The organism is Variovorax sp. VaC1 (assembly GCF_043658315.1).
Lineage (GTDB): Bacteria > Pseudomonadota > Gammaproteobacteria > Burkholderiales > Burkholderiaceae_C > Variovorax.
In genome coordinates, this window is the sequence record NZ_JBIGLT010000001.1 from 763057 (window position 1) to 781746 (window position 18690).

The window sequence follows — 18690 nt, forward strand, 5'->3', positions numbered from 1 at the left end:
TTTCATTCTTTCTTTGAATCACTGATGACGTTTGGGGACACAGGCAATGAATTCGAGTGATGCGCTTGCAGGCGTCTGGCAGCACGCCGGCCTGCCCGCCGAGGCCTTGCAGTTTGCGCGGCTCACGGGTGCCGACCCGGTGCTGCCGTCTTCCTTCGCGGTGGGCATGGCGGCGCAGAGCACCATCGCCGCCGCCGCGCTGGCTGCTTGCGAGCTGGGCCATCTGCGCGGCACCGCGCGCCAGCAGGTCGGCGTCGACATGCAGCACGCGGCGCTGGAGTGCATGGGCTGGTTCAGCATCGACGGGCGCGTTCCCGACATATGGGACACGTTCTCGGGGCTGTACCGCTGCGCGGATGGCTGGGTGCGCGTGCACGCGAATTTCGCGCATCACCGCGCAGGTGCGCTGCGCCTGCTGGGGCTCGACCCGGCCACCGCCACGCGTGCGGAAGCCGAAGCGGCCATGGCCGGATGGCGCGCGATCGACTTCGAGGACGCCGCTTCCGCCCGCGGGCTGGTGGCGACCGCGCTGCGGCGCTTCGACGAATGGGACGCCACGCCGCAGGGCCGGGCCATCGCGGCGCAACCGCTCTTCACCATCGAGCGCATCGGCGATGCGCCACCGATGGCGCTGCCGCCATTGCGCGAAGACCAACGGCCGCTGAGTGGACTGCGCGTGCTCGACCTCACGCGCATCCTCGCGGGGCCGGTCGGTGGCCGTGCGCTGGCCGCTTATGGCGCCGACGTGCTGCTGGTCAATTCACCGAACCTGCCGAACATCGAAGCCATCGCCGACACGAGCCGGGGCAAGCTGTCGGCGCACGTCGACCTTCAAACCGACGAAGGCCGCGCCGCATTGCAGCGGCTCGTGGGCGATGCGCATGTCTTCGTGCAGGGCTACCGGCCCGGCGGCATCGAGGCGCTGGGCTTCGGGCCGGCGGCACTGGCGGCGCAACGGCCGGGCATCGTGTGTGTGTCGCTCACCGCCTACGGCACGCAAGGGCCCTGGGCCGGTCGGCGTGGATTCGATTCGCTGGTGCAGACCGCCATGGGCTTCAACCATGCCGAAGGCGAAGCGGCCGGCGACGGCAAGCCGAAGCCGCTGCCCATGCAGATCCTCGACGAAGCCACCGGCGCGCTCATCGCCTTCGGTGCCGCCGCCGCGCTCTGGCGGCAGCAGCAAGAGGGCGGCAGCTGGCACGTGCGGGTGTCGCTGGCGCAGACGGGGCAGTGGCTGCGTGGCCTGGGGCGTGTGCCGGGTGGCCTTTCCACCGGCAAGCCCAGCCTTGCGCCTTACATCGAGACCACTGCATCGGGCTTTGGCGAACTTGGCGGATTGCGGCACAGCGCACTGCTGTCGCGCACGCCGGCCGGGTGGCCGCGTCCGTCGATGCCTCCGGGCAGCCATGCGGCGGCGTGGCCAGCTGTCACGGAATGAGTGCGAAACTGGGCGCATGGCCTACCTCGACATCGACAACCTCCAAGCCGTTTTCCTTGATGACGAGGCACTGCGCGCACGTCATCTGGAGCGGCAGCCCTGCGGCGTACTGAACATCACCAGCGGCCGGATCGTGGCATGCGATCCGCTGGTGCAGCCCGAGCGCGAGGCGTTCGCGCGCACCCTGGGCGAGCGCGGCGCGTTCCCCGTCGAGGTGCTGCACGACAAGGGCCGCCACGCGCTGGCGGTGCTCTGGTTGCGTGAACGAGGCAGCCTGCAGGTTGCCGGTCTGCGCTGGGAGCCGGCGCTCCTCGAAGGGCAATCGCAGGATGAGCTTGGAGACGACGAGTTCTTCGGCTACCCCGTCGATGCCGGCGTGGGCTGTTTCATGGACGCCGATGCCGCGAAGGCGATGGCCGAGCGCGAGGCGCGCGAATCCGAAAAATCCGTTCATTTCAACTACTACGACGACGTGCTCGCCGAGGAACTGGGCACGGCCAACATGGCCGACCACTACCCTCAAGGCGCCGGGACTCCGAACAACATCCTCATCTTCAGTTCGGGCTGGGGCGACGGCAGCTATCCGAGCTTCTGGGCGCTCGATGCGGCCGGCGAGCCGGTGGCGCTGGTGACCGACTTCATGACGATGACCGGCGGCGATGCGCGTGACGAGGACGACAAGCGCAGCGATGCCTACAAGGCCAGCCTGTTGCCAGAGAAGCTGGCCGCCCTCGATGCGCTGGGCGCGGCGGCCATTGCCGGCGACCTGGGTGCCATCCGGTCGCTGCTCGACGGGGGCCTGGCAGGTGCCAACGAGATCATTCCGTCGCTGGGCGAGACGGCGATCACCAGCGCCATTCGCATGAACCAGCTCGAAGCGCTGCGCATGCTGCTGGGCTCGATGCCGTCGCTGCCGATGCCGCCGCTGTTCTATACCGGCGACGACGAAGAAGAGAGCTATCTTGTCTACGCGCGCCGGCTCAAGAAGCCGCGCGTGCCGGGGCTGATCGAACTGCTTCAGGCATCGGAAGAAGCGGCTGCCGCCGCACCCGCGTCACCCGCGCCCACCCCGGGCAAGAGCCTCTGGAAGCGCCTGTTCTCCTGAGCCGTCAGGCGCCCAGCGCCGCGCGCACCTTCTCGCCCAATCCGCGCAGCCGCTCCACCGGCTCGTTGGAAAATACGAAGCGCAGGTACTGCGCGCCATGCGTCTGTCCCCAGCCCCGCATCGCGGTGGCGCACACGCGTGCCTTCAGCAGCCGCTCGGACAGTGTCTGCCCGTCGATGCCGAAGTCGCTGGCGCGCAGCAGCAGCGACCAGCCACCGGCCGGCACACCCACCGGCAGGCCCTTCAGCTCATCGAGCACCGTGTCGCGTCGCCGTTCCAGTTCGCCCACATAGGGCGCGAGCGTGTGCGCCGATTGTTCGAGCGCTGTCGCTACCGCGTCCTGCGCGATGCCCACCGGCACCACCACGTTCGCGAGCGACACGGCCACCAAGTCGGGCATGTACGACTCGGGCGCGACGGTCCAACCCACACGCCAGCCGATCATGCGCAGCTCCTTGGCCGACGAGCCCACCGTGATCGTGCGCTCCGCCATGCCGGGCAGGCCGGCGGGGTGAATCACCTGGCGGCCGTCGTACAGCAGCCGCTCCATGGCCGTGTCGAGGATGAGCGTCAGGTCGTGCTGCACGCACAGCGCGGCGATGGCGCGCCAGTCGTCTTCGTCGAAGTAGCCGCCCGTCGGCATCGATGGCGACATCAGCAGCATCACGCGCACGCGCGGCCCGACGGCGGCCTGCAGCGCCGCGCGATCGAGCTTCCATTCGCCACCGGGGTTGAAGCCGAAGGGCACGTACTTCGGCGTACCGCCCGCCAGCCGGATGCGGTTGAGCAGGCCGGCGTAGGTCGGGTCGGTCACCAGCACTTCGTCGCCCACCTCGACCGTGGCGAGCAGCGCGTTGAGGATGCCCGAGAGCCCGCCGGCAGAGATCACGCAGTTGCGCACGCCGCTGTAGGCCACGCCCGAGAGCGCCGACACATGCCGCGCCGCCACGTCGCGCAGGCGCGACTGGCCGACGAAGGGCAGGTAGCTGTTGTCGGCATCTTCCGAGGCGGCGCGCATCGTGCGCGCGATGGCTTCGGGGTCGGGCGGAATGTCGACGTCGAGGTTCTCGAGCCGGAGAAAGGGCGGGCCGTCCGCGTCGTCGGCGATGGCGCTCATGCGGTCGACGCCGATGCCTGCGATGTGTTCGATCCGTGCGGGACGATGACGTGGCATGCGATCTCCTTGCTTGCTACAGGGCCTGCTTGCGTGGAATGGATGGCCGGGGCGGCCGTGGCGCCGCGCCGTCCTTGCGGTCTTTCTCTTCCGGTTTTCCGGCATTCTGCGGCAGGAGCAGCAGCGCCTGGTGCGCCTGCGCCGTCTGGCGCAGAAAGTCCCACACCGTCTGCATCCGCACGAGGTGCTTGGTCTCCGCGGGCATCGACATCCAGAAGGTCCGCGTGAAGTTCGCCTGCCCCGCGAGCACCGGCCGCAGCGCGCTGTCGTGCTCCGCGATGAAGGCCGGCAGCACCGCGATGCCCGCGCCTGCTACCACCGCGCGGTGCTGCGCGAGCACGCTGGTGCTGCGCAGCGCGAAGGCGTCGGGGCGGTGCAGTTCGTCGAGGTACTGCAACTCCTTGCTGAAGAGCAGGTCGTCCACGTAGCTGATGAAGGTGTGGCCGCGCAGGTCTTCGCGCGTCTTGATCGGCTTGTGCGCGGCCAGGTACTGCTTCGAGGCGTACAGGCGCAGCGTGTAGTCGGTGAGCTTGGTGACGACCACGGGCCCGCGTGCCGGCCGTTCGAGCGAGATGACGATGTCGGCCTCGCGCCGCGACAGGTGCACGAGGCGCGGCATCGCCAGCAGGTCGATGGTGAGCTTGGGGTGCTGCACCGCGAACAGCGCGAGCTGCGGTGCCAGCACCATGGTGCCGAAGCCTTCGGTGGCACCGATGCGCACCAGCCCCGACAGGCCTTCCTGCGAAGCCGGCGCGGTGCTTTCCACGGCCTGGAAGGCGCTTTCCATCGCCTCGACCTGCGGCTGCAGCCGGCGGCCCGCCTCGGTGAGCCGATGGCCGCCCGACTCGCGCGAGAAGAGCGGCGCGCCGACCTCCTTTTCCAGGGCCTGGATGCGCCGCGCCACCGTGGTGTGGTCCACCGCCAGGCGGCGTGCCGCGCTCATCAGCGTGCCCGAGCGGGCCAGCTCCAGAAAGTAGCGCAGGTTGTCCCAGTCCATGTGCGTGCGTTCCTTCAAATGCCACTCGGCGAGGCTGTGCGTTGGGCTCTGCAAATTTGCAAAGCCGTGGCGCACATTTGTCTATTGTCATGGCAAATCTGCAAAGCTAGGATGCGGGCTGCACCGGTTCGAACCGGCATCGCTTTTCCGAGATTCACAGGAGACAAACCCCCATGGACGCCACCACCACCCCTTCGACTCAGGTCGCCACCGTCAAGCTCCTGATCGGCGGCAAGCTCGTCGAATCCAAGACCACCGAATGGCGCGACGTCGTCAACCCGGCCACGCAGCAGGTGCTGGCCCGCGTGCCTTTTGCGACGCAAGCCGAGCTCGACGCCGCCGTGGCCTCGGCCAAGGAAGCCTTCAAGACTTGGCGCAAGACGCCCATCGGCACGCGCGCCCGCATCTTCCTGAAGCTGCAGCAGCTCATTCGCGAGAACATGGGCGAGCTGGCTGCGATCCTCACCGCTGAACAAGGCAAGACGCTGCCCGACGCCGAAGGCGACGTGTTCCGTGGCCTCGAAGTGGTCGAGCACGCATCGAACATCGGCAACCTGCAGCTCGGCGAACTGGCCAACAACGTGGCCAACGGCGTCGACACCTACACGCTGCTGCAGCCGCTGGGCGTGTGCGCCGGCATCACGCCGTTCAACTTCCCCGCGATGATCCCGCTGTGGATGTTCCCGATGGCCATCGTCACCGGCAACACCTTCGTGCTCAAGCCCTCCGAGCAAGACCCGATGGTCACCATGCGCCTGTGCGAACTGGCGCTCGAAGCCGGCATTCCGCCCGGCGTGCTGAACGTGGTGCATGGTGGCGAAGCCATCGTCAACGGCATCTGCGACCACAAGGACATCAAGGCGATCAGCTTCGTCGGCTCGACCAAGGTCGGCACGCACGTCTACAACCGCGCCACGCTGAACGGCAAGCGTGCGCAATGCATGATGGGCGCGAAGAACCACGCCATCGTGATGCCCGACGCCAACAAGGAGCAGACGCTCAACGCGCTCGCCGGTGCGAGCTTCGGTGCTGCCGGTCAACGGTGCATGGCCGTGTCGGTGGCGGTGCTGGTGGGCGAGGCGCGCAATTGGGTGCCTGAACTCATCGAGAAGGCCAAGACGCTGAAGATCGGCGCGGGCACTGAAAAGGGCGTGGACGTGGGCCCGCTGGTTTCGTGCGCCGCCTACGACCGCGTGAACGGGCTCATCGAACGCGGTGAAGCCGATGGTGCCAAGCTGGTGCTCGATGGCCGCAAGCCTTCCGTGCCCGGCTACGAGAAGGGCAACTTTGTCGGCCCGACGATCTTCACCGGCGTGAAGCCCGGTATGACGATCTACGAACAGGAAGTGTTCGGCCCCGTGCTGTGCATTGCCGATGCCGAGACCATCGACGAGGCCATCGACCTCATCAACAGCAACCCGAACGGCAACGGCACGGCGATCTTCACGCAGTCGGGCGCCGCGGCGCGCCGCTTCCAGGAAGACATCGACGTGGGCCAGGTCGGCATCAACGTGCCGATTCCGGTGCCGGTGCCGATGTTCTCGTTCACCGGTTCGCGCGCTTCCAAGCTCGGCGACCTGGGCCCGTACGGCAAGCAGGTCATCATGTTCTACACGCAGACCAAGACCGTGACGGCACGCTGGTTCGACGACAGCACCGTCTCGCACGGCGTCAACACGACCATCAGCCTCAAGTAAGAAGTCCGGCGGATGGACTTCGAACTTTCCGAAGAGCAGCGCGCCTTCGCGCAGAGTGCGCGCGACTTTGCCCAGGCCGAGTTCGCGCCGCATGCGGCGCAGTGGGACGCGGAAGCCATCTTCCCGAAGGAAGCCATCGCCAAGGCTGGCGAGCTGGGCTTCTGCGGGCTGTATGCGCCCGAGCGCATCGGCGGCCTCGGCCTGCCGCGGCTCGATGCGGCGCTGGTGTTCGAGGAGATGGCTGCGGTCGACCCTTCGACCACGGCCTTCATCACGATCCACAACATGGCGACGTGGATGCTCGGCACCTGGGCGACCGATGCGGTGGCGGCGCAGTGGGGCGAAGACCTCACGAGCGGGCGCAAGCTGGCTTCGTACTGCCTGACCGAGCCGGGCGCCGGCTCGGATGCGGGCTCGCTCAAGACGCGTGCCGAACTGCAGGGCGCCGAGTACGTCATCAATGGCGGCAAGGCCTTCATCTCGGGCGCCGGTTCGACCGACGTGCTGGTGCTGATGGCGCGCACGGGCGGCGCGGGTGCGAGCGGCATCTCGGCCTTCGCAGTGCCGGCCGATGCGCCCGGCATCAGCTACGGCAAGAAGGAGCACAAGATGGGCTGGAACAGCCAGCCCACGCGCACCATCAATTTCGACAACGTGCGCGTTCCCGCGCAGAACCTGCTGGGCAAGGAAGGCGAGGGCTTTCGCATTGCCATGAAGGGGCTCGACGGCGGGCGCATCAACATCGCGACCTGTTCGGTGGGCGCGGCGCAGGGCGCGCTCGACGCGGCGCGCCGCTACCTGCACGAGCGCCAGCAGTTCGGCAAGCCGCTCGCGAGTTTCCAGGCGCTGCAGTTCAAGCTGGCCGACATGGCGACCGAGTTGGTCGCGGCGCGGCAGATGGTGCGGCTGGCCGCATCGAAGCTCGATGCGGGCCATGCGGACGCCAGCACCTATTGCGCGATGGCCAAGCGCTTCGCAACCGATGCGGGCTTCAACGTCTGCAACGACGCGCTGCAGCTGCACGGCGGCTACGGCTACCTGAGCGAGTTCCCCTTGGAGCGGCTGGTACGCGATGCACGCGTGCACCAGATCCTCGAAGGCACCAACGAAATCATGCGCGTGATCGTTGCGCGAAAATTGCTGGAAGGCGACAGCGATATCCGCTGAACCCGCCGCATCCAGGACCTGAAAAACAATGACCGACAACGTAGTTCTCTTCGACGAAATCAAGACCGCCGGCGGCCAGCGCTTTGCCGTGGCCACGCTCAACGCGCCGGCCTCGCTCAATGCACTGTCGGTGGACATGGTGCGCCTGCTCACGCCCAAGCTGCGCGAATGGGCGCAAGACGCCGGCATCGTCGGCGTGCTGCTGCAGGCGGCGGGCGAGAAGGCCTTCTGCGCCGGCGGCGACCTGCGCCAGCTCTACCAGACGCTGCTCGACTGCGGCCCCGCGCGCAACACCTACGCCGAAGACTTCTTCCGCGAAGAGTACGAGCTGGACCACCTGATCCACACCTTCCCCAAGCCCTTCCTGTGCTGGGGCCACGGCATCGTGATGGGCGGCGGCGTGGGCCTGCTGGCCGGCGCCTCGCACCGTGTGATGACGCTGCAAAGCCGCATCGCCATGCCCGAGATCAACATCGGCCTGTACCCCGACGTGGGGGGCAGCTGGTTCTTGCGCCGCACGCCGGGCCGCACGGGGTTGTTCCTGGCGCTCACGGCCGCCAACATCAACGCGGCCGACACCATCTTCTGCGGGCTGGCCGACGTGCTGGTGCCGCAGGAGCGCAAGGGCGACGTGATCGAGGCCATCGCTTCCACGGCGTGGGCCGGCGAAGGCAAGGCCGATCGGGCCACGCTGTCGCGCATCCTCGCCAAGGCGGGCGAGGGCGCCGAGATGCCGGCGTCGAAGGTGCGTGAGCACTACGACACCATCAACGCGCTGATGGCCGGCGACGACCTGCTCGACATCGCCAAGCGCCTGCGCGCGCTGCAGAGCGAAGACGCCTGGCTGCAGACCGCCGCCAAGACCTTCACCAAGGGCGCGCCCAGCTCGGCAGCTCTGAGCTTCGAGCTGTGGCAGCGCGTGCACCGCATGTCGCTGGCCGAAGTGTTCTGCCTCGAATACTGGGCGTCGCTGGGCTTCTGCGCGCACAAGGACTTTGCCGAAGGCATCCGCGCGGTGCTGGTCGACAAGGACCGCAACCCGCGCTGGAGCCCGGCCACGCTCGAAGAGATCACGCCCGCATTCATCGAAGACCACCTGCGCCCGCGCGGCGAGATGCCGGCCGAACTGGCATCGCTGGTCTGAGAACTCACCCCGCACACAGAACAACGGAGACAAGACACATGAAGATCGCTTTCATCGGCCTGGGCAACATGGGCGGCCCGATGGCCATGAACCTGCACAAGGCCGGCCACACGCTCAGCGCCTTCGACCTTTCGGCCGAAGCCTGCAAGAAGTTCGGCGCCGAAGGCCTGCCCATTGCGAAGTCGGCGGCCGAGACGGTGGCCGATGCCGAAGTCGTCCTCAGCATGCTGCCGGCCAGCGCGCACGTCGAAGGCCTGTTCCTCGGCGGTGCGGGCAAGCCCGGCCTGCTCGACAGCATCAAGGCCGGTACGCTGGTGATCGACAGCAGCACCATCGCCGCCGCCACGTCGCGCAAGGTGGCCGAAGCGGCTGCCGCCAAGGGCGTGGCGATGATCGATGCGCCGGTGTCGGGTGGCACCGGTGGTGCGATTGCCGGCACGCTGACCTTCATGGTCGGCGGCGAAACGAAAGACCTGGAGCGCGCGCGCCCCGTGCTGGAAAAGATGGGCGCCAACATCTTCCACGCCGGCGCAGCCGGTGCGGGGCAGACCGCGAAGATCTGCAACAACATGCTGCTCGGCATCCTGATGATCGGCACCTCGGAGGCGCTGGCGCTGGGCGTGGCCAACGGGCTCGATCCGAAGGTGCTGTCCGAAATCATGCGCCGCAGCTCGGGCGGCAACTGGGCGCTCGAAAAGTACAACCCGATGCCGGGCGTGATGGAAACGTCGCCCGCGTCGAAGAACTACGCGGGCGGCTTCGGTACGGACCTGATGCTCAAGGACCTGGGGCTGGCCCAGGAGAACGCGACCTCGGTGCGCGCGGCCACGCCATTGGGTGGCCTGGCGCGCAGCCTGTATGCGGCGCACAGCCTCGCGGGCCATGGCGCGCTCGATTTCTCGAGCGTGCTGAAGCTGCTGCAGAAGGCGTCCTGAGGACCTTCTGCGCAGCGCCGGCAGTGTGGTCGGTGCTCAGCCGTAGTGGGCCTGGACGGCCCACAGAATGCCGATCACGACGACGAACAGCACGAAGAAAAGAACCCAGGCGCGCGTGAACGCCTGGGTCTCCGTGATGATTTCTTCAGAGGCGGCCGCTGGAGGCGGGTTAGAGGCGACGGGCGGTTGTGGAGTCATTCCCGACTGTACCTCCGGCCGGGGTGGGTGAGGCAAGCTTTGCAGAAGCTGCACCCAGCCGCGAGTCCGCTCTGGAGTCCATTCGCGACATCGCCCCCATGATGGCCGCCGCCACCAGGTTCGCGCCCACGCTGAAGAGAATCGGCAGCATGTAGCTGTGGCTGATGTCGAAGGCAAAGCCGGCGGCGCTCGGTCCGACCAGCGTGCCTACGGCCACGCTGGTGTAGAGCACGCCAATGATCGCGCTGATGTTGCGCCCGCCGAAATAGTCCATCACCAGTGCCGGCAGCAGCGCGACGAAGCCGCCGTAGAACACGCCGTAGGCAAACGCAAAAACGGCCAGCCCCCAGAATCCGCCCGACACTGCCCACACGAGCAGCGACAGCGCCATGCCCGTGGACATCAGCAGCATGGTGTGCGGCCGCCCCATCCGATCGGCCAGCCCGCCGAGGAAGAAGCGCCCGGCCGTGCTGCCGACGCCGATCGCGCCCAGCAGCAGCACGGCGGAAGTCGATGCCACGCCATGGTCGAGCGCGTAGGGCACCAGGTGCACGAACGGCACGAACAGTCCGAACGAACTGATGAGGCACGCAGCGTACAGGCCGGCAAAGCGCCTTGAGCGCACGGCATCGCGCACCGTGAAGCCTTCCGGCCTGGCTGATGCGGCCTGCGGCTGCGGCGGGTCGCCGTCGGGGCCGAGTCCGCGGTCGCGCGGGTCGTTCTCGATCAGCAGTGCCATGCCCACGCCCACCACCGCCGCGAGGATGCCGAGCGCCAGGTAGGCATGCCGCCACCCCAGTTGCTCGATAAGGAAGGACGCCAGCGGCGGCATCACCAGCGTGCCCACGCCGATGCCGCTCACGGCCAGCCCCGAGGCGAAGCCGCGCCGCCTAACGAACCAGCGCTGCACCGCGCCCAGCACCGGCACGTAAGAAGCGCCGACCCCGAGCCCGACCCCCAGCCCGTAGGCCAGGTAGATCTGCGTCAGGCTGTGCGCCTGGCTGGCAACTGCAAGACCCAGCCCGACCAGCACCATGCCCGCCACGGCCAGCCGCCGCGAGCCCCAGCGGTCGGCCAGCGGCCCGCTCAGCACGCCCAACCCGAAGTAGAGAAAGCCCGCGAGCGAGAACACGAGCGAGACCGAGCCGCGCGAGGCGCCGAAGTCTTTCTGCAGCGATTCGAGAAAGGCACTGAAGGTGTAGGCGCAACCGAAGCCGACGAAGGTGACGGCGAAAGCGCCCGCGACCACCAGCCAGCCGCGAAAGAGGCCGGTGCTGGTCGCAGTGGAAGAGGAGTTCAACGGAGTGGTCTTCATGTTGTTCTTCATTCAGTCCAGTGGATGGCGACGGTGCCACGCGGTGATGCGCTGGAACGCGGCGCCCGCGCGAACCAGCGTCGCTTCGTCCATGTGCGCCGCAACGAGCTGGAAGGCGAGCGGCATGCCCGCACCGGTCGCGCCGCCGGGCAGCGTGATCGTCGGATGGCCGCTCATGTCGAAGGGGCAGGTGTAGCGCAGCAGGGCCGACACCAGTGTCGGCGTTTCGCCCAATGTCTGCATCATGGCGACGGTGGGCGATGCGAAGGGTTGCACCGGCACCAGCAGCAGGTCGACGTTGTTGAAAAGAGCGCTGACGCGGCCGCGCAGGTTCATGCGGCGCCGCATGATTTTCTGAAGGTCGGTGCCGTGCACTGCAAGGCCGGTCTCGATGACGGATGCGAGCACCGGGCCGTAGGCGTTCTTGTGCAGCGGGTAGGTGGCTTCGTGTGCCACGGCCGCCTCGACGGCGCAGAGGGGAAACCAGTCGGCCACGGCCTGCATCACGTCTGGCAGGCGCAGTTCGACGACATCCACGCCGAGCGCGCGAAAGGCTTCGGCCGCCTGCTGCAGCACCGCTTGCGTCTCCGCGTCCACGCCTTCGCTGTTCCATGCGGGATCGATGCCAATGCGCAACCCGCGCACCTCCTGGCGCGCGGCGACGGCGAAATCAGGCACCGGGTCGAGCGCTGCCGTGGGGTCGTTCGCATCGCTGCCTGCGATCGCGCCGAGCAGCAAACCCGCATCGATCGCGCTGCGGGCCATCGGGCCCACGTGGTCCAGCGACGCGGCCAGCTCGAACACGCCATGCCGGCTCACCCGGCCCCAAGTCGGCTTGATGCCGGTGAGGCCGTTGGCCGCGCAGGGAAAGCGGATCGACCCGCCGGTGTCGGAACCCAGCGCGCCATGGCACAAGCCCGCGGCCGTCGCCACGCCCGAGCCGCTGGACGACATGCCGGGCCAGTGCGCCGCGTTCCACGGATTGACCGGCGGCACGATGGACGGGTGATGGTCCGAGTACGCGCCTTCGGTGAGCTGCAGCTTGCCCAGCAACACCGCACCGGCGTCCTTCAGGCGCCGCACGACGGTCGCGTCTTCGGTCGGAACGTGGTTCTTGTGGATCGCCATGCCGGCCGCCGTGGCAAAGCCTGCGGTATGGCACAGGTCCTTCACCGCGATGGGCACGCCATGCAGCGGGCCGCGGTACCGGCCGGCGGCGATCTCGGCCTGTGCTGCTTCGGCCTGCGCCATCGCCGCGTCGGCCATCACCAGTGCGTAGCTGTGGAGCGCGCCGTCGAGGGCGGCGATGCGGTCGAGTTGCGCACGCGTGGCCGCAACGGGCGAGGTTCGGCGCGTGCGGATGCGCTCGGCCAATTCGGCGATCTCGAGGTAGTGAAGATCGTCGCTTTTGGTAGTGTCTGAAGAATCAGAATATCTGAGGCTTTGAAGATCGGGTGTTCGCAGCAAAGTGGTTTCCGTTGGGCTAAGGGTTGTGCCAATATTCCGACTTCCACAATCCCTTCGCAAACCAGAATTTCTTTCTCTATCGGATCAGATTAATTAAATGAAAGAGCACCAGCTACCACCGCTCAACGCGCTGCGCGCCTTCGAGGCCGCCGCGCGCCATCTCTCGGTCAAGAACGCCGCGGATGAGCTGAGCGTGACGCCCGGCGCCGTGAGCCAGTTGATCAAGACGCTGGAGCTGCACCTTGGCGTCGATCTCTTTCGCCGCGTGAATCGCGGCATCTTTCTCACCGATGCAGGGCAGGCCTACCTGCCGCCGGTGCGCAATGCGTTCCGGCAGATCAGCGACGCCACACGCCGCGTGGCCATGCCGCCCGAGACGGGCATCCTCACCGTGAGCGCCACGCCGTTCTTTGCGTCCGCGTGGCTGGTGCCGCGCCTGAAGTCCTTTCAAGACGCGCACCCCGACATCGACCTGCAGGTGCTGACCAGCAGCGCGCTCGCCGATTTTTCGCGCGATGGCGTCGACGTCGCGATCCGCCATGGCCTTGGCCGCTATCCGGGCCTGAGCAGCCGGCGCGTGCTGACAGTGGAGATCGTGCCCGTGGCCGCGCCCGCGCTGGTCAATCGCCTTGGCATGCCGGCAACGCCGACCGATCTCACGCGCTGGCCGCGCGTGAACGATGCCGAACGCAAGGGCTGGGCGCTGTGGTTCCAGGCGCAAGGCATCGACGACACGGGGCCGGCGCGCGGCCCGTCGTTCGACGATGCGGGCCTGCTGCTGAAGTCGGTGCTTGCGGGGCAGGGCGCCGCGCTGCTGCCGTTGGCCGTGGTGGCATCGGAGATCGCCGAAGGCCGGCTCGTGCAGCTTTCAGATGTGACGTGGCTGGAAGACTTCGCCTATTACCTCGTCTATCCGGAAAGCAGCGAGGCGCGGCCGAAAGTCGTGGCCTTTCGTGAATGGCTGCTCGAAGTCGCGCGCAATGCGCCCGCCGCCGTGGCGGCGAAGCGCGCTTCGTCAGGTGGCCGCAAGAGAAGTTCACCGACATTCAAGGGCAAAGCCTCGGCGCCGTCGTCCTGACGGTGCAGCCTTGCCGAACATTCAATGAAACTCCCACGACACCGACTTTTTCGCCAGATGGCCGCGCGGCCGCGGCTCTTCATTGCCACGGCCATCGCCATCGCAGTGGGCGTCCTCCTGCCGTCGGCGCTCGACACGCACCTCGTCACGCGCCTGCTGATCGCGTGGAACACGGGTGCGTGCCTGTACGTGCTGCTCGCGGCGGTCATGATGATCCGGTCTTCGCCGCAGCACATGCGCCACCGCGCCCAGCTGCAGGACGAGGGGCAGCTCGTGATCCTCGTGCTGGTGGTGCTGTCGGCCATCGCAAGCCTTGTGGCCATCGCGGCCGAGCTTGCGGTGGTGAAGGACATGCATGGCCTGGAGAAGGTCGCGCACATCACGCTCGCGGGCCTCACGGTGATGTCGTCGTGGGCCTTCACGCAGGTCATGTTTACGCTGCACTACGCGCACGACTACTACGCCGCGAAGTGCCACGGGCAGAAGCCCGGCATCCAGTTCCCGGACGACGAGCCGCCGCTGTATGGCGACTTCTTCTATTTCTCGGCGGTGATCGGCACGTCGGGGCAGACGGCGGACGTGTCCATTGTCTCGCGGCCGATGCGGCGCATCGGCTCGGTCCATTGCATCCTGGCGTATCTGTTCAACACGACGGTGCTGGCCTTGCTCATCAACATCGGCGCGAGCATGTTTTGAGCGCCATGCCTTGTCGTCGAATCGCCTGCCTCTTCGCAGCCGCCGTCGTGCCGTGTCTTGCACCTCCTGCCTGGGCCGACGATGAGCCGGCCGAGCCGCCGTTCAAGCTCACCATCGGCGCCTACCGCGTGTCCGGCGGAGGCCTGCCTCCGGGGCCAGGGCTCGACATGAACCTGCGCTACACCTACGGCGATGGCAATGTCTGGATCGGCTGGTTCCGCTCGCCGGTGCTCGACTTCGCCCAGCCCCGCGTGGGGTGGGACCACACCTTCACGCTGGGTCCGGTGCGGCTGCTGCCGTCGCTGCAGGCCGCTTCGGGTGGTTTCGTGGGCGGCAGCCTCGCGGTCGAGACGGGCGACAGCTGGTTCGTCGGCACGGGGCTGGGGCGCACCAACCTTCGCAACTACGCGAATCTCAATTTCGACCCGAACGACTCGTACACGGTCTATGGCGGCTACAAGTGGCCGGACGGCACGGCGTTGTCGCTCTCGCTGATCCGCGACAACCGCATGAATCCCGACCAGCAGGACGTGCACCTCGTCTACCGCGTGCCCTTGCCGGATCGCCAGCGCCTGACCGTGGACCTGCTGGCCAAGCAGGGCACGGTGGACGGCCAGTTCATTCGCCGCACCGGCCTGACCGTCACCTACGACTGGCCGCGCTGGTTCGTTCGCGCGGCCTATGACCCGAAGGTGAACTTCACGCCGCAGAACATGGTGCGGTTGTCGGTGGGTACGCGGTTCTAGTGTCTTTTCCCTCCCCCGCTGGGGGAGGGAAGGGTGGGGGCTCGACGGCGCTTCCAATGAGTGCGGCGCTTCATCCAAGGCCTGCCCCCATCCCGGCCTTCCCCCGGAAGGGGAAGGAGAAAAACCGGAATCGAAGGCCTACAGAAGCTCGATGCCGGGCAGGCTCTTGAAGCAGCTCTCGCGCGTGATGCGCACGAAGTCTGCAAGCCACGGTTGCCCCGACGTGGCCTGCGTGCAGGCCATGTAGAGCCGGCCCGTCAGCCCCCTGGCGCCGACGCGGCGCGCCGTGACGTAGCCGCGGTCCAGGTAGTTCTGCACCGCCCACAGCGGCAGCGTGGCCACGCCGCGCCCGCTGGCCACCAGTTGCAGCATCGCCACCGTGAGTTCGGTGGTGCGCCGGTGCGCGGGCGTCACGCCGGCGGGTGCCAGCACCTGCCGCACGATGTCGAGCATCTCGTCGGGCACGGGGTAGGTGATGAGCGTCTGGTCGGCAAAGTGCCGTGCCGTGAGGTGCGCCTTGGCTGTCAGCGGATGGTCGTTGGCCAGCAGCGCCATGATCTCGAAGCGGAACAGTGCGTGGTAGTCGACCGTTTCGTCGGGGTCCTGCTCCGACACGATCGCCACTTCGGCGCGGTTCTGCATCACCAGCGCGATCGGATCGGGATGGAAGCCCGAGACGATGTCGAGTTCGATCTCGGGCCAGCGCTGGCGAAATGCATCCATGGCCGGCATCAGCCAGTCGAAGCAGGTGTGGCACTCGACCACGATGCGCAGTTGGCCGCTGCGCCCCAGCGCGAGCCGCGCCACGTCGCGCTCGGCTTCTTCGATCAGTGGCAGGGCGGTGTCGGCCAACTGCAGCAGCCGCAGCCCGGTGGTGCTGAACTGCGGCGGCACCGACTTGCGCTCGAAGAGCTGCGCGCCATAGCGGTCTTCGAGCAGCTTGATCTGGTGCGACAGCGCCGACTGCGTGAGATTGAGAAGTTGCGCGGCACGCACCAGACTGCCGGTGTCGCGCAGCGCGACGAGCGTGCGCAGGTGGCGTATTTCAAGGATCGATTGCGACATGACGGCAACGTGAAAATGATTCAAGCGAATGGGCAAAAGGTTTCGTTTGAATCATATGCCTCAAACGCCGACCATCGTGGATTCCCAAGATCAGCGACCGGATTACCTGCAAATGACCACCCGTACCCACACCCTCGGCTTTCCGCGCATGGGCGCCCACCGGGAACTGAAGTTCGCCCTCGAAAAGCACTGGCGCGGCGAGATCGACCGTGCCGCGCTCGAAGCCGTCGGCGAGACGCTGCGCGCACGCCACTGGCAGGCCCAGCGCGATGCGGGGCTCGACTTCGTCTCCGTGGGCGACTTCGCCTACTACGACCACGTGGCCAACCACATCCAGCTGCTCGGCTGCGAGCCGGCACGCTTCGACTTCAAGGGCGACGAGCCTGAACTTTCGCGTTACTTCAAGATGGCGCGCGGCGTGGAAGACGAAGTGGGCCACGTGCACGATGCCAGCTGCAACCACGGCGCCGAAGGCACCTTCGCTCTGGAGATGACCAAGTGGTTCGACACCAACTACCACTACCTCGTGCCCGAGTTCAAGGCCGACACGCAGTTCAAGCTCGCGTCGTCGCGCCTGTTCGATGAAGTGGCGCAGGCGCAGCAGGCTGGCCACGCGGTCAAGGCCGTGCTGCTCGGGCCGCTGAGCTTCCTGTACCTGGGCAAGGAAAAGCAGGCGGGCTTCGACCGCTTCTCGCTGCTCGATGCGCTGTTGCCCGTTTACGAACAGGTGCTCACGCGGCTGAAGCAGCAGGGCGTGGAATGGGTGCAGATCGACGAGCCCATCCTCGGCCTCGACCTGCCCGAAGCGTGGCGCAATGCCTTCGAGCGCGCCTACTGGCAGCTTGCCCGCAGTGCGCCCAAGCTGCTGCTGGCCACGTACTTCTCGCCGCTGTCCGAGAACCTGCGCCTGGCTTGCCAGTTGCCGGTGGCAGGCCTGCATGTGGACGCGGTACGCGCGCCGCAGGAGCTGACCGGTGTGGCCGACTGGCTGCCCGCGCACAAGGTGTTGTCGGTGGGCGTGGTCGATGGCCGCAACATCTGGCGCACCGACGTCGATGCGGCGCTGGCCAAGCTCAAGCCCGTCGCCGAAAAGCACAAGGGCGAACTCTGGATCGCGCCGTCGTGCTCGCTGCTGCATGTGCCGTTCAGCCTGGCGGCCGAAACGAAGCTCGACACCGAACTGAAGTCGTGGCTCACCTTCGCCATCGAAAAGCTCGATGAGCTGCGCGTGTTGCGCGCGGTGGTCGATGGCAACGAGGCCTCGGTCGCCAATGAGCTGGCCGTGAGCCGCGCATCGGTGGCCGCGCGCCGCGCCAGCCCGCGCGTGCACCGCGCCGAAGTGGCGCTGCGCCTGGCGCGCAGCGTGGCCGGCGACGACGCCCGTGGGTCGGCCTTCCCGGCGCGCCAGCAGGTGCAGCGCACGCGCTTCGCGCTGCCTTCGCTGCCCACCACCACCATCGGTTCGTTCCCGCAGACCTCCGACATCCGCGCTGCGCGTGCCGCCTTCAAGCGCGGCGAGCTCGATGCCGTCGGCTACCGCGAGAAGATGCGCGCCGAGATCGCACTGGCCGTGCGCAAGCAGGAAGAGCTGGGCATCGACGTGCTGGTGCACGGTGAAGCCGAGCGCAACGACATGGTCGAGTACTTCGGCGAACAGCTCGACGGCTTTGCCTTCACCGCCAACGGCTGGGTGCAGTCGTACGGTTCGCGCTGCGTCAAGCCGCCGGTGATCTTCGGCGACGTGGCGCGCCCCACGGCCATGACGGTCGAATGGACGGCCTACGCGCAGAGCCTCACCAGGCTGCCGATGAAGGGCATGCTGACCGGCCCGGTCACCATCCTGCAGTGGTCCTTCGTGCGCGACGACCAGCCGCGCGCCACCACCTGCGAGCAGATCGCCTGGGCGATCCGCGACGAAGTGGTGGACCTCGAAGGCGCAGGCATCGGCATCATCCAGATCGACGAGCCCGCTATCCGCGAAGGCCTGCCGCTGCGCCGCGCCGGCTGGCCCGCGTACCTGGCGTCGGCCACGCGCGCCTTCCGCATCAGTGCCTCGGGTGTGCGCGACGAGACGCAGATCCACACGCACATGTGCTATTCGGAGTTCAACGACATCCTGCCGGAGATCGCCGCGATGGACGCCGACGTCATCACCATCGAGACCAGCCGCTCCGACATGGAGCTGTTGCGCGGCTTCGGTGGCGAAAACAATTCGGGCGGCTTCCGCTATCCGAACGAGATCGGCCCCGGCGTGTATGACATTCACTCGCCGCGCGTGCCGTCGGTCGACGAAATCGTTCGCCTGATGCGCAAGGCCGCCGGCGTGGTGCCGCACGAGAACCTCTGGATCAACCCCGACTGCGGCCTCAAGACCCGTGGCTGGCCCGAGACCGAGGCGGCGCTGTCGAACATGGTCACGGCCGCGAAGCTGCTGCGCAAGGAACTGGCCTCGGCCTGACCGGAGATCG

The 18690-nt window shown here is 67.4% G+C and carries 16 protein-coding genes; 10 read left to right on the forward strand and 6 right to left on the reverse strand.

The genetic code is table 11. The features are described 5' to 3' along the window. The first annotated feature begins 46 nt into the window (after positions 1-46). Positions 47-1438 carry a CoA transferase gene (locus ACGLHS_RS03730; protein ID WP_394476952.1) on the forward strand — a complete coding sequence of 464 codons (1392 nt, stop codon included), beginning with the start codon at positions 47-49 and terminating at the stop codon, positions 1436-1438. A gap of 16 nt (positions 1439-1454) precedes the next feature. Next, entirely contained in the window at positions 1455-2543 is a 1089-nt protein-coding gene (locus tag ACGLHS_RS03735) for a DUF4241 domain-containing protein (protein WP_394476954.1), read from the forward strand. Between the two features lie 4 nt (positions 2544-2547). Here ACGLHS_RS03735 and ACGLHS_RS03740 read toward each other — a convergent pair whose 3' ends face one another. Both ACGLHS_RS03740 and ACGLHS_RS03745 read right to left on the reverse strand, forming a co-directional pair. Further along, positions 2548-3717 (reverse strand): pyridoxal phosphate-dependent aminotransferase, encoded by a 1170-nt coding sequence (locus ACGLHS_RS03740; RefSeq protein ID WP_394476956.1) that lies wholly within the window; start codon positions 3715-3717, stop codon positions 2548-2550. 16 nt (positions 3718-3733) lie between these two features. Further along, positions 3734-4714 (reverse strand): LysR family transcriptional regulator, encoded by a 981-nt coding sequence (locus ACGLHS_RS03745; protein ID WP_394476958.1) that lies wholly within the window; start codon positions 4712-4714, stop codon positions 3734-3736. A gap of 173 nt (positions 4715-4887) precedes the next feature. Here ACGLHS_RS03745 and ACGLHS_RS03750 point away from each other — a divergent pair, with 173 nt between their 5' ends. Genes ACGLHS_RS03750 through mmsB form a run of 4 tightly spaced genes read left to right on the forward strand, consistent with a single transcriptional unit; the run spans position 4888 to position 9657 of the window. Next, entirely contained in the window at positions 4888-6411 is a 1524-nt protein-coding gene (locus ACGLHS_RS03750; protein ID WP_394476960.1) for a CoA-acylating methylmalonate-semialdehyde dehydrogenase, read from the forward strand. A gap of 12 nt (positions 6412-6423) precedes the next feature. Further along, positions 6424-7578, forward strand: a complete 1155-nt coding sequence (locus ACGLHS_RS03755; protein ID WP_394476962.1) for an acyl-CoA dehydrogenase family protein — start codon at positions 6424-6426, stop codon at positions 7576-7578. Positions 7579-7606: 28 nt separating this feature from the next. Beyond that, positions 7607-8722: an enoyl-CoA hydratase/isomerase family protein gene (locus ACGLHS_RS03760; RefSeq protein ID WP_394476964.1), complete on the forward strand. Its 1116-nt coding sequence runs from the start codon at positions 7607-7609 to the stop codon at positions 8720-8722. A 38-nt stretch (positions 8723-8760) separates the two neighbouring features. Continuing rightward, positions 8761-9657 (forward strand): 3-hydroxyisobutyrate dehydrogenase, encoded by an 897-nt coding sequence (gene mmsB / locus ACGLHS_RS03765; protein WP_394476967.1) that lies wholly within the window; start codon positions 8761-8763, stop codon positions 9655-9657. Between the two features lie 36 nt (positions 9658-9693). On the opposite strand, the gene ACGLHS_RS03770 is transcribed toward mmsB, so the two are convergent. From ACGLHS_RS03770 to ACGLHS_RS03780, 3 genes are read right to left on the reverse strand one after another with little or no spacing between them, the layout of a single operon-like run. Continuing rightward, the gene (locus ACGLHS_RS03770) at positions 9694-9855 is read right to left on the reverse strand and encodes a hypothetical protein (protein ID WP_176801004.1); all 162 of its coding nucleotides are present in this window, start codon (positions 9853-9855) and stop codon (positions 9694-9696) included. Further along, positions 9827-11170: an MCT family MFS transporter gene (locus ACGLHS_RS03775; RefSeq protein ID WP_394476970.1), complete on the reverse strand. Its 1344-nt coding sequence runs from the start codon at positions 11168-11170 to the stop codon at positions 9827-9829. The genes ACGLHS_RS03770 and ACGLHS_RS03775 overlap by 29 nt, the downstream gene beginning before the upstream one ends. A gap of 12 nt (positions 11171-11182) precedes the next feature. After that, positions 11183-12544 (reverse strand): amidase, encoded by a 1362-nt coding sequence (locus ACGLHS_RS03780; protein ID WP_394476972.1) that lies wholly within the window; start codon positions 12542-12544, stop codon positions 11183-11185. A gap of 190 nt (positions 12545-12734) precedes the next feature. Between ACGLHS_RS03780 and gcvA the strand changes: the two genes are divergently transcribed. Genes gcvA through ACGLHS_RS03795 form a run of 3 tightly spaced genes read left to right on the forward strand, consistent with a single transcriptional unit; the run spans position 12735 to position 15157 of the window. Beyond that, entirely contained in the window at positions 12735-13715 is a 981-nt protein-coding gene (gene gcvA / locus ACGLHS_RS03785) for a transcriptional regulator GcvA (RefSeq protein WP_394476974.1), read from the forward strand. A gap of 24 nt (positions 13716-13739) precedes the next feature. Continuing rightward, complete coding sequence (locus tag ACGLHS_RS03790) at positions 13740-14411, forward strand: DUF1345 domain-containing protein (RefSeq protein WP_256327159.1); 672 nt, start codon at positions 13740-13742, stop codon at positions 14409-14411. Positions 14412-14416: 5 nt separating this feature from the next. Then, a complete protein-coding gene (locus ACGLHS_RS03795; RefSeq protein ID WP_394476977.1) occupies positions 14417-15157 on the forward strand; it encodes a hypothetical protein in 741 nt (246 codons plus the stop codon). A 138-nt stretch (positions 15158-15295) separates the two neighbouring features. On the opposite strand, the gene ACGLHS_RS03800 is transcribed toward ACGLHS_RS03795, so the two are convergent. Beyond that, positions 15296-16222: a LysR family transcriptional regulator gene (locus ACGLHS_RS03800; protein ID WP_394476979.1), complete on the reverse strand. Its 927-nt coding sequence runs from the start codon at positions 16220-16222 to the stop codon at positions 15296-15298. Between the two features lie 112 nt (positions 16223-16334). Here ACGLHS_RS03800 and metE point away from each other — a divergent pair, with 112 nt between their 5' ends. Continuing rightward, positions 16335-18680, forward strand: coding sequence for a 5-methyltetrahydropteroyltriglutamate--homocysteine S-methyltransferase (metE, locus tag ACGLHS_RS03805; protein ID WP_394476981.1), 2346 nt, complete (start codon positions 16335-16337; stop codon positions 18678-18680). Positions 18681-18690 lie beyond the last annotated feature (10 nt).